The organism is Methylobacterium sp. WL9 (assembly GCF_008040035.1).
Lineage (GTDB): Bacteria > Pseudomonadota > Alphaproteobacteria > Rhizobiales > Beijerinckiaceae > Methylobacterium > Methylobacterium thuringiense.
On sequence record NZ_VRVE01000108.1, the window covers coordinates 1 to 12,775 of the forward strand.

Genomic DNA, 12,775 nt, shown 5'->3' on the forward strand with positions numbered 1-12,775 from the left:
GCGCCGGAGGAGGAGCCTCCGCCACAGGTGCGGGCGCCGGCGCGCTCGGAGCGGGAGCGGGGGCCGGAGCGATTGCCGGCGCTTCGGTGACGGGCGGCCGACGCACGGTGTTGCCGAAGCCGAAGCGCGGCTCGATCAGGTCGAGCACGGCGTTGAGAGCCGCGTTGTTCAGCCCGATTTCCGGCGAGGCCGGCACGCCCTTGATCGCGACGGCGTGGCGGTCGTAGCCCGCCTCGGTCGAGACGTCGGTACTGAACCAGGCCGGGGCGAGGAAAGCCTTCGCACCGGCTTCGTCGTCGAAGGTGACGCTGGCGATATCGAGGCCGGGCGGTGTGACGTAGCGGTCGATCTGCACGTCGCGACCGCCCAACGGAATGGTGGTCCGCTCGTAGGCGGCCTTGCCGGAGCAGACGTCGAGCAGCGCGTCGCCATGGGCGCGCGGGACCTCGGTACGTTCCTCCTTCGCCCGGCCCTCGCCGTCCGTCGTGACGAGCACGAGGTGGCAATCCTGCCCGTCGATCCGGACGTAGGACGTCCGGCCAGCCTGCGGAGCGAAATAACCCTCGGTGATCCGGGCGCCGCCGCGCTCTTTTCGGATCAGTCGCACGAGCGACGGGGCAACCAGATAACGCCGGACGATACTCATACGCTCAACCTCCCCGCGGGGTTCGACGTCGAGCGGTTCGACATCACGATCCCGGTCGACCGTCGCTTTCGCGGCGGGCGAACAGGCTTGGATCCGTTTGCCGCGACCGCACCGCCGGCATCGTGCCGTCGTCGCGAACCCGGGACGTGAAACCGCTCGGCGTCTCTATGCCCTTCACCGCTAAGCGAAACGCCGTCGAAATCAAGACGGTTCACTCTTTGTTGGCGAGGCATTAACCCTGCCGTCCCCATGGAACGGCCGTTCGAGCCCCGGCCGGATCAATCCGCCGGCTCGAAGTGCAGGGACACTCCGTTCATGCAGTAGCGCAGTCCGGTCGGTGCAGGCCCGTCATCGAAGACGTGTCCGAGATGACCCTGGCAGCGCGCGCAATGGACCTCGGTACGCGCCATCCCGTGGCTGCGGTCGACCGTCGTGTCGACGGCACCTTCGAGGGGCGCGAAGAAGCTCGGCCAGCCGCTGCCGGATTCGTACTTGGTGCCGGTCTCGAAGAGCGGCGCGCCGCAGCCGACGCAGGTGAAGGTGCCGGCCCGCTTCTCCGCGTTCAGACAACTCGTCCCGGCGCGCTCGGTCCCGTGCTCGCGCAGCACGCGGTACTGTTCGGGGCTGAGGGCCTTGCGCCATTCCGCGTCGCTGCGTGCCTCCGGCGGGCTGATCGTATCGGATTCGGGCATGCCGTTCCTCCCATGTTTGCGTTGTCGGGATATGGGGTCGCTGGGCCGATCGAACGAGGGCCGCTTCAGGCTGCCGCACCGACGGTGTCTGCCATGCGGGCCTCCCGCTCGCCCATCGCGCGCTCGCGGCCCGTCGTGGAATCGTGCCCGGTCTGGTGCTCGATCTCCGCGTTGATCTCGCCGCCGAGCAACACGATCGTCGCCGAGATCCAGATCCAGGTCATGAAGGCGATGACGGCGCCCAGCGACCCGTAGGTCTCGTTGTAGGAACCGAAGCTCGCGACGTACCAGGAGAACAGGATCGAGGCGACGATCCAGAGCAGGCCGGCCACCGCCCCACCGAGGCCGACCCAGCGCCAGCGCGCCGGCTCGCGGCTCGGGCCGTAGCGATACAGCACGGTGAGCGCGCCGAGGATGACGACGAGGAGCGCCGGCCAGCGCAGGGCCGCGATCGCCCAGGCGCCGTCGCCCAGGCCGAAGAAGTTGAACACCAGCGGCAGGACGACGATCGCGGAGAGGGCGACGATCACGAACATCAGCGCGCCGATGGTGAAGGTCAGCGAGCGCAGGTTCAGCCAGAAGATGTTGCGTTTCTCCTCCTCCTCGTAGACCACGTTCAGCGCATCGAACATCGCCTTCATGGCGGCGTTCGCGCTCCACACCGAGAGCAGCAGGCTGGTGAAGAAGGTCAGCCCCAGGGTGCCGCCGCCCTTGGCCGCGATGCGCTTCACCTGTCCTCCGACGATCTCGATGGCGCTGTCCGGCAGCACGCCCTGCATCGCCGCGAGATGCTCGTTGATGGTGTTCGCATCGGAGACCAAGCCGTAGCAGGTGACGAGCGCGGCGATGGCCGGGAACAGCGACAGCAGCGTGTAGAACGTGACCCCGGCGGCGACCGAGAGCACGCGGTCCTTGTTGAACTCTTGAAACACCCGGAAGGCGATGTCCTTCCAGCCGGAGGCGGGAATTTCGGTCGGGTCCTTGGCGCCTCGCCCGCGATCCGTCTGCGTCGCCGCGACCCAACGCGCGGTCCGCCCCTCATGCGAATGCGCGCCACCGTTCTTTTCACGCCGCTCCGGCCGGACGTCGGAGTCGCTCTGCACCTGCAACCGTCTCGGGCTCGCCGCCACGGCGATCAGAGCTGCGCCGAGCGCCAGCGTCCACAGGACGGAGGTCGCCTCGCCGGTGCGGTCGGGCGGGGGAAGTGACGGCGACGGCATGATGGGATCGGGACGCCAGGGTTCGAGCGACCGGGTTCAACCGGCGATTAGGCTTGGCTGTTCCTTGTGCACAGGACGACGCTCGAGGGAAGCGCGCCGCGATCTCGGCCGCCGCCGCCTTCGCCATCCGCGAAGGCTCGGTAAACGAGGCTCGAATTGCGCGCGGTTCAGCTTCCCATAGTCTCTCGCAGTAGAGAATGACTGAACGAAAAGGATTTTTTGCCATGCGCACGATGTCTTTGCAGGCTCATCGGCCGGCGCGCGACTGGCAACTCGCCGCCGCCGCCGGGTTTGTCGCCTTGACCGTCTTCGCCGCTGCCATCGACAGCCGGACTGCTTTCATCGACCGGAGCGTTGCCGGTCCATCCTCGGCCGAGCGCGTGGTGGCACCGTTGACGACATCGGAGTTGGCCCGGGAGATGATGACGCACGATTGAGGTGTGCTTGTCCGCCGGGACGCGAGAGGATTGGGCCAAGGCCGGACGGCGATGTTCTGCGCCGGCGCCGGGCTCGGCGTGTCTCGGTTGGACATCGAGGCAAACGACCCGGTTGTGCGCATTTTTCCGGTCCGCTTAGGGGCGGCAATGCATGGAAGCGGACGATTTCTCCGCTCCGGCTTACGACCCTCTGCGGACCCTCGAAACGTCCGCTAAACGGCTACTCCGTTCTGGTCACGAGCAGCGCAACGGCAGCGACCATCTGACGATGGTTGAACTGGCTTCTCAAGCCAATCGACGCACTCAATTTCAATTTGCGATTATGTAATGTTGTATCAAAACAACATTCAGGAAGAGGAAAAATTGCTAGTAAATAAATCATTGCTGCGACCAAAATCCTTGCTGGGTAGGATGTGATGATGCGCCACGCTATTTTTGCGTTGTTGACGGCATCGCTGTTAACAGGCTGCGTCAGTTCACAATTGAATGATAATACTTCTGATATATCAGCGAATGTTGACACTGTTTATACGGACCAAGTTCTTAATAATCTAAGCAAATTTATAGACAATCCGCATGCTTTACCTAACCAAATTATCGTTTCCGCGGGTACGGTCCAGACGTCGGGTTCTGTGAACCCATCGGTGACATTCCCTTTCACGCCGATGATCGGTCGGACGCTCGGCTTAGGTTCTACGGGTCCGACGCGTCAGGTAGCAAACACTATCGGTGGATCCGGTGCAAGTTTAGGCGCGAGCTTTGGATTTCAGCAAAATTATAATATAGCTCCAGTTAACGACGCAATCATTCTTAGGAATCACCAATCTATATATAGATATGTTATGGGATATGACGTTTTGGATGAAAAAAACTATTTCCCACAGCGCGTATTCATTACAGACCGCTTCCATAAAGATCCATTCTTTTATCAGCAGCCTCATTGCGTTCTTTGTGCATATGAACAGAATGTATTTCTGAGATCCAAGCCAAGACTTTATCCCAACCAGAAGATTCGCAGGAAGTGGCTGTTTTGGGATGATCCGGTGGCAATGGTTGGCCCCGGCGCGCAGAAGGACGAATTCGTTAATCTCGGTAGGTACAACAACCATACGCTTTATATGACGCGCAGAGATTACGCCGCAGGCGTCTTGAGCGATCTCGTATTCTTCACGCTTCCGATTATACCGCCGGCCGAAGTGTTCTCATCGGGAGAGCCGCCGCCACCTGTTCAAGTCAAAATAACAAATCCCGAAGAGATTAGACCAAATTCCGACGAACAGTCGTCTGAGGAAAAACCCAAAAGAGAGCCGCGACCGCGGGCACAGAGCAAGCCCCAGACAATCATTGTGCCGCCAGCAGTCTCACGCTCTGCGCCAGCCACAAACGCGATTCGGCCGCCGCTTGAAGGAAATCAATTTAACCTGATCATCCCACAGCAGATTCTTCCAGCTCAGTAAGCGTCACATCAATGATCCATTTAGGGATCAAAACTTAATGCATTTAGAAAGCGAAGCTCCGACAAGAATTCCTATATTGGATGAGAGTGAGATGGCTACACACGACTGAGTTAAGCGGTTCATTGGTTTCTTCCGTGCTGCGGAAGTATCGGCTGGTGGTGACCAACTTGGCGACCTTGAGGAAGACGTTGCGAAAGCGGGAACCGCTCTGCTCCGCCGCCTCGATCGCCGATATCCTGATCCGCGGACCGTTGAAGGCATGATGAAAAATCATCAGGAGGGCGGCGTGACCGTACAAAAGCGTGATGCCATTCGGAGGAAACTTGATCAAGAGCTTAGGAAAACTTGGAAGAAGGGTGGGCCGGTCGAGCGATGGATAGAATCTGCTGCGCGGCGTGTCGGGCGCTGACTGAACTAGGTCGGCGATCAAACGCGGTCCGGTTATTCGATATCAATAGTGATCGTCTGCCGGCTCACCGATTACAAACGTGGATTAGAGCCATCGGTATCACCGCATCGAGGAAGCTTGAGACATCAGCAGTGCAATGAGGGTTGCGACCGCCACGACGATCACCGGCCCAGCGAGTGCGGCATAGATCAACTTTTCGAAGTCCACAGCTGGATCAATGGCAAAGCATATTTTCGCTTTCGGGAGCCGCGCGGCCACCCGTGTACGACTGGGTCAGGTCGGAGACAGACGTCTGCTTATGTCGACGCCATTGAGGCCCGCTTTTCACCCCAAGCCGAGATTACCAGAGAGCCGACGAATGGCCGCTTTCGAGAGGTCAGGGTGGTCTTCTGTATCCTCGATGGGATCGAAAGCAGCCTGTCGAGCGAGCCCATTTCGAACTGAAACATGACGCATGGCGCAGCGAACCATAGCGGTACGACTAAATTCTTAGTGCATAGGAATAATAGCAGACAAGCGTCACGCCGTCAACCCTTTCGCGACGGCCTTGGCGCGCGCGAGCCGAAGCGGAACCGTTCGATGGCGTTCCGGTCCGTGGGACGGCCCGGGACAGGCGGGACGTCCGTCCCGAATGTCCGGTTTGCCGAACGGACGTGTCGGTCCACGGCGGCCGGTCGCGTCGACCGGCAAAAGGCCGTGTCACGCCGGTTCGGCGTCCGCGTACAACGCCGCGTGGCTATCCCGCAAAACGTTCTTCTGCACCTTGCCCATGGCGTTGCGCGGCAGGTCGTCGGCGAAGAGGACGCGCTTGGGCTGCTTGAAGCGGGCGAGACGGCCTTCGAGGGCCTGAAGGATCGCGCGCTCGTCGCGCGCCTCCGGGCCGGCGACGACGATGGCGGTGACGCCCTCGCCGAAATCGGCATGGGGCAGGCCGATCACCGCGGACTCGACCACGCCCGGCAGCGCATCGATCTCGGACTCGATCTCCTTCGGGTAGACGTTGTAGCCGCCGGTGATGATCAGGTCCTTGCCGCGCCCGACGATGTGGACGTAGCCGCGGGCGTCGACCTTGCCGAGATCGCCGGTGATGAAGAAACCGTCGGCCCTGAACTCGGCCATCGTCTTCTCGGGCATGCGCCAGTAGCCCTTGAAGACGTTCGGGCCCTTCACCTCGATCATGCCGACCTCGCCGCACGGTAGCGGTGTGCCGGTTTCGGGATCGACCACGCGCAAGGCCACGTCCGGCAGCGGGAAGCCCACGGTGCCGGCGATGCGCTCGCCATCGTAGGGGTTCGAGGTGTTCATATTCGTCTCGGTCATGCCGTAGCGCTCGAGGATCGCGTGGCCCGTGCGCGTGGCCCAGTCGCGATGCGTCTCGGCGAGTAGCGGTGCCGAGCCCGAGACGAACAGGCGCATGTGCCGGGTCGCCTCCCGCGTCAGGCCGGGCTCCTTGAGGAGGCGCGTGTAGAAGGTCGGCACGCCCATCATCGCGGTCGCCCGCGGCATCACCGACAGGATCTGCTTCGCATCGAGTTTCGGCAGCCAGAGCATCGTCGCACCGGCGACGAGCGCGACGTTGGTCGCCACGAAGAGGCCGTGGGTGTGAAACACCGGCAGCGCGTGGATCAGCACGTCGTCGGCGGTGAAGTGCCAGACCTCGGCCAGTGTCAGGGCGTTCGAGGCCAGGTTGGCGTGGCTCAGCATCGCGCCCTTGGAGCGCCCCGTGGTGCCGGAGGTGTAGAGGATCGCGGCGAGGTCGTCGGCCTTGCGCGCCACGTCGGCGAAGTCGGTTGCGGCCGCATCGGCCGCCTCGCTCAGGCTGCCGCGGCCGTCGGCGCCGAGGGTGAGCAGCTTCGCGACGCCTGCCTCGCGCGCGACCAGGCCGAGGGTGTCGGCGCGGCCGGGATCGCAGATGAAGACCGTGGGCTCGGCGTCGCCGAGGAAGTAGGCGATCTCGCGCTCGGTATAGGCGGTGTTCAGCGGCAGGAAGACTGCCCCCGCCCGCACGGCACCGAGAAACAGAAAAACGACCTCCGGGCTCTTCTCGACCTGCGCCGCCACCCGGTCGCCGGGACGCACGCCCCGCGCGACGAGTGCCGAGGCATAGGCGGCCGAGCGCGCGATCAGGTCGGCATAGCTGTGGCGGGTGCCGTCGGGCGTCGCGATGACGGTCTTTTGGGCCGGCTCCGGCGGCAAATGCGCCCGCACGAGGTCGAAGAGGTGATTGGCCATGGGCGTGTCGCCGGCGTTTCAGGTCCCGCCGACCGGCTTGGCGCGGTTCTCCGCCGCGTTCAAGTCTCGCGAAAGGTCAGCCCGGCGGGATGCGGCCGACGGAGCAGAGCGTGCGCAGCGACGACGAGCCCGGATCGGCGTAGCAACTCGCCGACCAGCCGCTCTGCTGGATGAAGGATTTGCGCCGCTCGCGGAGCGCCGTCTCGTAGGCGCGCACCAGGGCGGCCTCGACGGTGGCCGGCGGCACGCCGATCGCGAGACCACCGGCGATCGACAGATCGCGATAATAGGCGGCAGACGGGCTCGGCTCGGAGGAGGCGACCTGGACGATCGGCTCGGCCCGGCAGGTTATGTCGATCTTGAGCCCGCTGGCGGCCTTCACGTCGACGCTCGGTCCGACCCGCCGCCCGACCTTCTTGGCGCCGGTCGCCTGGGCGATCTGCCCGACGAGGGCGTCGCATTCGTCGGCCCGGGCGACGGTCGACAGGAGAAGGAGGCAGGCGAGGGCAGTGCGGATCATGCCCGCACTCTTTACGCAGGCCCAGCCCGAAGTCGAGGCCGTTTCGTCGGGCTCCCGACCCCGCGCTGCAGGCTTGACCCGGGCGCGAGCCGAGCCGCAGGTGCGGTCCCATTGGGGTGAGGGATTCGATGCCATGATCGACCGCGTGGTTGCAGCCCTGGCGCTGGTGCTCCTGGCGGGATCTCCCGCCCTCGCTCAGCAGCCGTCGGCACAGGCGCTCCAGGCCCAGCCGGCCGCGTCGCCTCCGAAATCTCGCGCTCGCCGGCCGCAGCAGCCGGCGCAGCCGATCATGGTCTATGACGCCCGCATCGAGGCGGGGGACCTGCGCATCTCCGGAAGCGTTCGCAAGGGCGGCCTCGTCGTCGTGCTCGACGACGAGATCTCTGCGGCCGCCGACAGCCGCGGCCGCTTCGTCTTCAAGCTGCCCTATCGCCCGCGGACATGCGTCGCGGCGCTGAAGGTCGAAGAGGACGAGCGCGAGGCGGTCATCGCCAATTGCGCCCCTGAGGGCGAGGCGGGCTCGAAGGGCGAGCCGGGGCCGACCGGGCCGCAAGGCATGGCCGGGATTCAGGGGCCGCCCGGCCCACAGGGCGCCGAAGGAGCGCCGGGGCTAGCCGGTGCGTCGGGTGTGAAAGGCGATCCCGGTCCCAAGGGGGATCCCGGTTCCAAAGGTGACGCCGGTCCCAAAGGTGAGACAGGCGCGCAGGGTACGGCCGACCCCCCGGCCGCGTCCCTTCGTGCACTGCGGTCCGGCGCCTGCCCCGAGACGGGCTGCGAGCTCGCTTGCGACAGCGGCGAGGTGCTGGTCTCGGCCTATTGTCTCGGCAGGGGCAGCCCGACCTACCGAGCGGGCACTGGCGGTTCTGCCACTGCCGCCTGCCCGGCGGGCGGCGAGGGCATGGCGGCGTTTTGCACCAAGCCCTGATGCCGGTTCAGCCGCCGGTCTCGCGCAGCCAGCCGATCATCCCGGTCGCGGCGGCGCGCCCGCCGGCGAAGGCCGCCTGGAGGAGATAGCCGCCGGTCGGCGCCTCCCAGTCGAGCATCTCGCCGGCCACGAAGGTTCCGGGATGCGCCTGCAGCATGAAGCGCCCGTCGAGCCCGTCGAAGGAGACGCCGCCGGCCGTCGAGATGGCGCGCGCGATCGGTCTCGGCGCCAGGAACCGAAGGGGCGCAGCCTTGATCATCGCCGCGAGTGCTTCGGGAGCGTCCGGCAGCTGCAGACCGTGCGCCTCGCGCAGAAGCCCGGCGGCGACTGGGCTCAGTCCGGCGGCCTTCCGCAGCCGCGTCGCCAGAGACGCGCCGGGCTTCGGATCGCCGAGACGGCGGGCGAGGGTTGCGGCGTCGAGGTCGGGGCGCAGGTCGAGAACGAGCTTCGCCCCGTCGCCCGCGCTGATCGCCTCGCGGATGTGTCGCGAGAGCGCGTAGACCGCGCCACCCTCGATGCCCTCGGCGGTGATCACCGCTTCGCCGCGCACCTCCTGGTCGCCGAGCCTCAGGCCGATGCGCTTGACCGGCTCCCCGGCGAAGCGCCCCGAAAAGTGCTCCGACCAAGCCACCGAGAATCCGACATTGGCGGCCTTCAGGGGTGCGACCGCTACGCCGCGGCCTTCGAGCAGCCCGACCCAGGCCCCGTCCGAACCGAGCCGTGGCCAACTCGCGCCGCCGAGGGCGAGGAGGCAGGCGCGCGGTCGAATCGTGACCGCGCCTTCGGGCGCCTCGAAGGTCAACGCTGTTCCGTCCCAAGCCGTCAGACGATGGCGTGTGCGGATCGCGACGCCGAGCGTGGCGAGCCGCACGAGCCAGGCCCGCAGCAGCGGTGAGGCCTTGAAGCTCTTCGGAAACACCCGGCCGCTCGATCCGACGAAGGTCGGCTGACCGAGGTTTTCGCACCAGGCGCGCAAGGCCTCGGGCGGAAAAGACTCGACGGCGGAGCGCAGGGAAGCGTGCTGCGGATGGTAGCGGTCGAGAAAGGCCGGCAGCGGCTCGGAATGCGTGAGGTTCAGCCCGCCCCGCCCGGCGATCAGCAGCTTACGCCCGACCGACGGCATCCGCTCGTAGACCGTCACGCGGTGTCCCGCTTCGGCCAGCACTTCGGCCGCCGCTAGCCCAGTCGGACCGCCGCCGACCACTGCGATGCTCTCGTCTCGTTCCATCGCAGCGGCAGGCCGCGGCAAGGGGGTGGCTGTCAAGCCATGGCTCGGCGTTCCCTCCCGCGGGGCGCTGCCCTTGATTCGCCGAACTTCGCTCGCTACGTCGCGGCCATCGGCTGCGGGCCCCTCTGGCGGGACGCCTTCTCAGGCTTCCGTGATGTCGGAGCCGATGCTCTCTTCAGTGAAGCAGTGGGCTCCGCGCAACGATGGATTTTCTGTACGCTCAATGGCTCGGCCAGCCGGTCTGGATGTGGCTCGGCTTCCACGTCCTTGTCCTGAGCCTGATGGCCTTCGATCTCGGCCTGCTCCACCGCGACAAGGGTCGCGTGATCGGGGTGAAGGAGAGCCTGACCCTCACCGCCTGCTATCTCGTCCTCGGCCTCGCCTTCGGCGGATGGGTCTGGTGGTACATGGGCCGGACGGCGGGCGAGGAGTTCGTGACCGGATTGGTCATCGAATACTCGCTGTCGATGGACAACGTCTTCGTGATCGCGGTGATCCTGACGGCGCTCGGCGTGCCGCGCTCGGCCCAGCACCGCGTGCTCGTCTGGGGCATCCTCGCCGCCGTGCTGCTGCGCGGTCTGATGATCGGGCTCGGCGCGGCGCTGGTCGAGCAGGCGCATTGGGTGCTGTCGCTGTTCGCCGCCTTCCTGATCTATGCTGGGCTCAAGATGCTCTTCTCCAAGGAGGAGAGCGAGACAGACATCGAGAACAGCGCCTCGCTGCGCTTCCTGCGCAAGCACCTGCGCATCACCAAGGAGCCGGACGGCCAGCGCTTCGTCACGCGCAAGCCTCATCCCAAGACCGGCAAGCTCGTCCTGTGGCTGACGCCGCTCGCACTGGCGTTGACGGCCGTCAACATCGCCGACGTCATCTTCGCCGTCGACAGCGTGCCGGCGATCTTCGCGATCACCACCAACCCGTTCATCGTCTACACGTCGAACATCTTCGCCATCCTCGGCCTGCGCTCGCTCTATTTCGCGCTCGCGGCGATGGTCGACCGCTTCGCCTATCTCAAGACGGCGCTCGCCTTCATCCTGATCTTCATCGGCGCGAAGATCGTGATCGCGGACACGCTGGGCCTCGTCGACCTGCCGCCCTGGGTATCGCTCGCGGTGACGCTGGCGCTGCTGACGGTGGGCGTCGTCTACAGCCTGTGGCGGACGCGGGGTGTCGCGAGCGAGCCGAAAGAAGCGACGCACCGGGCCTGAGGAGGCTCAGCCCGCCGGCTGCGCTGCGATCAGGTCCCGCAGGGTGGTGATCGTCGAGGCATCGGCGACGCCGTCGACCCGCGCTTGCCGGAAATGCCGCTGGAAGGCCGTCACCACCGCCAGCGTGCGGGCATCGAATACGCCCGTCACCGGCTGATCGTAGCCGTAGAGCGCGAACATCGCCTGCAGGGCTTCGATGGGCTCGCCGCTGTCGCCCGGTGCGAAGAAGCGGCCGTCGCGGATCGGGGCCGGCGGGACGCGATGGCCGATGCCGGCCGCCGCGAGGCGATCCCACGGAAAATTCTCGCCGGGGTCTTCCTTGCGTTCCGGCGCCACGTCGGAATGGGCGAGGACGCGCACGGCGGGAATCGCATGGCGGTCGAGGATGTCGCGCGAGAGCGCAACGACCGCGTCGATCTGCGCGTCGGGATAGGGCGGCAGGCCGCCGACATGGCCGGGATGGGCGATCTCGATGCCGATCGAGCGCGAGTTGATGTCGCGCTCAGGCCCCCAGCAGCCGAGGCCTGCATGCCAGGCGCGGCGGCGCTCCGGCACCAGCTGCACGATGCGGCCGTCCTCGAACACGAAGTAATGCGCCGAGACCTGCGCCGCGGCGTCGCAAAGCCGCTCCAGGGCGACCTCGGCGGTCGCCATGCCGGTGTAGTGCAGGATCAGCATGTCCGGCGGGCCGCCGGCCCGTTCGCCGTGGTTCGGCGAGGGCGCGACGCGCGCGACGAGCGGGCTGTCGGCCGAAAAACTCACTTCAGGCCCCGCTCCGCCGCGATCCGGTCCCAGGCGGCGTTGATCGCGGCGAGCCGGCGCGTGGCGATCGCGACCGCTTCCGGTGGCAGGCCGCGGGCGATGGCGCGGTCGGGGTGGTTTTCGATGACGAGCGCCCGCTGCCGCGCCTTCAACGCCGCGTCGTCGGTCTCGCGGTCGAGGCCGAGCACCAGGTACGGGTCGTCGGCGAGCCGGACGTGGCGGGCGGCGAGGCGCGCGAAGGCGGCGTCGTCGAGGCCGAAGATGCGGGCCACGGAGCGCAGGTAGCGCTCCTCGTTCTCGTGGATCGCCCCGTCCGCCTTGGCGATGTGGAACAGCCCGTCGAGCACGTCCTCCAGCAGCGCCGGCTCGTCGTGAAACGTGCTGGCGAGCTGTCCGGCGTAGCCCTCGAACCCGTCGGTCGTCGCTTTAGCGAGGTCGAACAGGCGCTCGACGCCGGCCCGCGCCCCCGGCTCGACCTCGACCACCTGCCCGAAGGCCTCGACCTCCGCCGGCGTCACCACGCCGTCGGATTTCGCCATCTTGGCGGCCAGCGCCACGAGGCCGGTGGTGAAGACCACGTCGCGCGGCGTCGCGCCGAAGGGCGCGCCCTCGCGGTCGACCAGGAAATGCCCGGCGACCGAGCCGGCGAGTGCCCCGATCGGGCCGCCGACGAGGGCGCCGAGGCCCGCGCCGCCGATCTTGCCCCAGATGCCGAGGCTCATCGGGCGGGGCTTCTGTGCGGCACGGCGGCGGGCCGGGGGCGGGGAGAATGGAGCACGGGCATTCGCTGGACGGCACGGTTCGGGGCCGGTTGCTAAAGCCGAATGCCGGGCCGGGCGCAAGCCGAATGCCCGGCTGGCCGCTCCTCCCCCTACGAAGAAGGCCGGAGCGTATGCCCCGGCCTTCTCCAGTTCCGACAACGGTTTAGCGTCGGTGGTGTCAGCGGCAGTACACGTCGCCGTAGGCGTCGCGATAGGTGCCGTAGGGGCAGCGCGGGGCGGTGGCCGCACCGCCGATGGCGCCGGCAGCGCCGCCGAAG

11 protein-coding genes and 1 pseudogene are annotated in these 12,775 nt (G+C 66.4%); 4 read left to right on the forward strand and 8 right to left on the reverse strand.

Annotated elements, in window-relative coordinates; genetic code table 11:
• From FV217_RS23070 to FV217_RS20365, 3 genes and pseudogenes are all read right to left on the reverse strand, one after another.
• Positions 1–646, reverse strand: a pseudogene (locus FV217_RS23070) (hypothetical protein); the annotation flags it as partial.
• A 278-nt stretch (positions 647–924) separates the two neighbouring features.
• On the reverse strand, positions 925–1,338 hold the full coding sequence (msrB, locus tag FV217_RS20360; RefSeq protein WP_147819318.1) for a peptide-methionine (R)-S-oxide reductase MsrB: 414 nt from the start codon (positions 1,336–1,338) through the stop codon (positions 925–927).
• Between the two features lie 65 nt (positions 1,339–1,403).
• Positions 1,404–2,558 (reverse strand): YihY/virulence factor BrkB family protein, encoded by a 1,155-nt coding sequence (locus FV217_RS20365; protein ID WP_147819320.1) that lies wholly within the window; start codon positions 2,556–2,558, stop codon positions 1,404–1,406.
• A gap of 224 nt (positions 2,559–2,782) precedes the next feature.
• On the opposite strand from FV217_RS20365, the gene FV217_RS20370 reads away from it, so the two are divergent.
• Together FV217_RS20370 and FV217_RS20375 are read left to right on the forward strand one after the other, a co-directional pair.
• Positions 2,783–2,995 (forward strand): hypothetical protein, encoded by a 213-nt coding sequence (locus tag FV217_RS20370; protein WP_147819322.1) that lies wholly within the window; start codon positions 2,783–2,785, stop codon positions 2,993–2,995.
• Between the two features lie 416 nt (positions 2,996–3,411).
• Positions 3,412–4,452, forward strand: a complete 1,041-nt coding sequence (locus FV217_RS20375; RefSeq protein WP_147819324.1) for a hypothetical protein — start codon at positions 3,412–3,414, stop codon at positions 4,450–4,452.
• 1,108 nt (positions 4,453–5,560) lie between these two features.
• Here FV217_RS20375 and FV217_RS20380 read toward each other — a convergent pair.
• Both FV217_RS20380 and FV217_RS20385 read right to left on the reverse strand, forming a co-directional pair.
• Positions 5,561–7,093 (reverse strand): malonyl-CoA synthase, encoded by a 1,533-nt coding sequence (locus FV217_RS20380; protein WP_147819326.1) that lies wholly within the window; start codon positions 7,091–7,093, stop codon positions 5,561–5,563.
• 76 nt (positions 7,094–7,169) lie between these two features.
• A complete protein-coding gene (locus tag FV217_RS20385; protein ID WP_147819328.1) occupies positions 7,170–7,613 on the reverse strand; it encodes a hypothetical protein in 444 nt (147 codons plus the stop codon).
• A 133-nt stretch (positions 7,614–7,746) separates the two neighbouring features.
• On the opposite strand from FV217_RS20385, the gene FV217_RS20390 reads away from it, so the two are divergent.
• A complete protein-coding gene (locus FV217_RS20390; RefSeq protein WP_147819330.1) occupies positions 7,747–8,538 on the forward strand; it encodes a collagen-like protein in 792 nt (263 codons plus the stop codon).
• Positions 8,539–8,545: 7 nt separating this feature from the next.
• On the opposite strand, the gene FV217_RS20395 is transcribed toward FV217_RS20390, so the two are convergent.
• Positions 8,546–9,766 carry a TIGR03862 family flavoprotein gene (locus FV217_RS20395; RefSeq protein WP_147819338.1) on the reverse strand — a complete coding sequence of 407 codons (1,221 nt, stop codon included), beginning with the start codon at positions 9,764–9,766 and terminating at the stop codon, positions 8,546–8,548.
• 203 nt (positions 9,767–9,969) lie between these two features.
• Here FV217_RS20395 and FV217_RS20400 point away from each other — a divergent pair, with 203 nt between their 5' ends.
• Entirely contained in the window at positions 9,970–10,974 is a 1,005-nt protein-coding gene (locus FV217_RS20400; RefSeq protein WP_147819332.1) for a TerC family protein, read from the forward strand.
• Positions 10,975–10,980: 6 nt separating this feature from the next.
• On the opposite strand, the gene FV217_RS20405 is transcribed toward FV217_RS20400, so the two are convergent.
• Both FV217_RS20405 and FV217_RS20410 read right to left on the reverse strand, forming a co-directional pair.
• Entirely contained in the window at positions 10,981–11,736 is a 756-nt protein-coding gene (locus FV217_RS20405) for an N-acetylmuramoyl-L-alanine amidase (RefSeq protein ID WP_147819334.1), read from the reverse strand.
• Positions 11,733–12,458 carry a TerB family tellurite resistance protein gene (locus FV217_RS20410; protein ID WP_147819336.1) on the reverse strand — a complete coding sequence of 242 codons (726 nt, stop codon included), beginning with the start codon at positions 12,456–12,458 and terminating at the stop codon, positions 11,733–11,735. The genes FV217_RS20405 and FV217_RS20410 overlap by 4 nt, the downstream gene beginning before the upstream one ends.
• Positions 12,459–12,775: the final 317 nt, after the last annotated feature.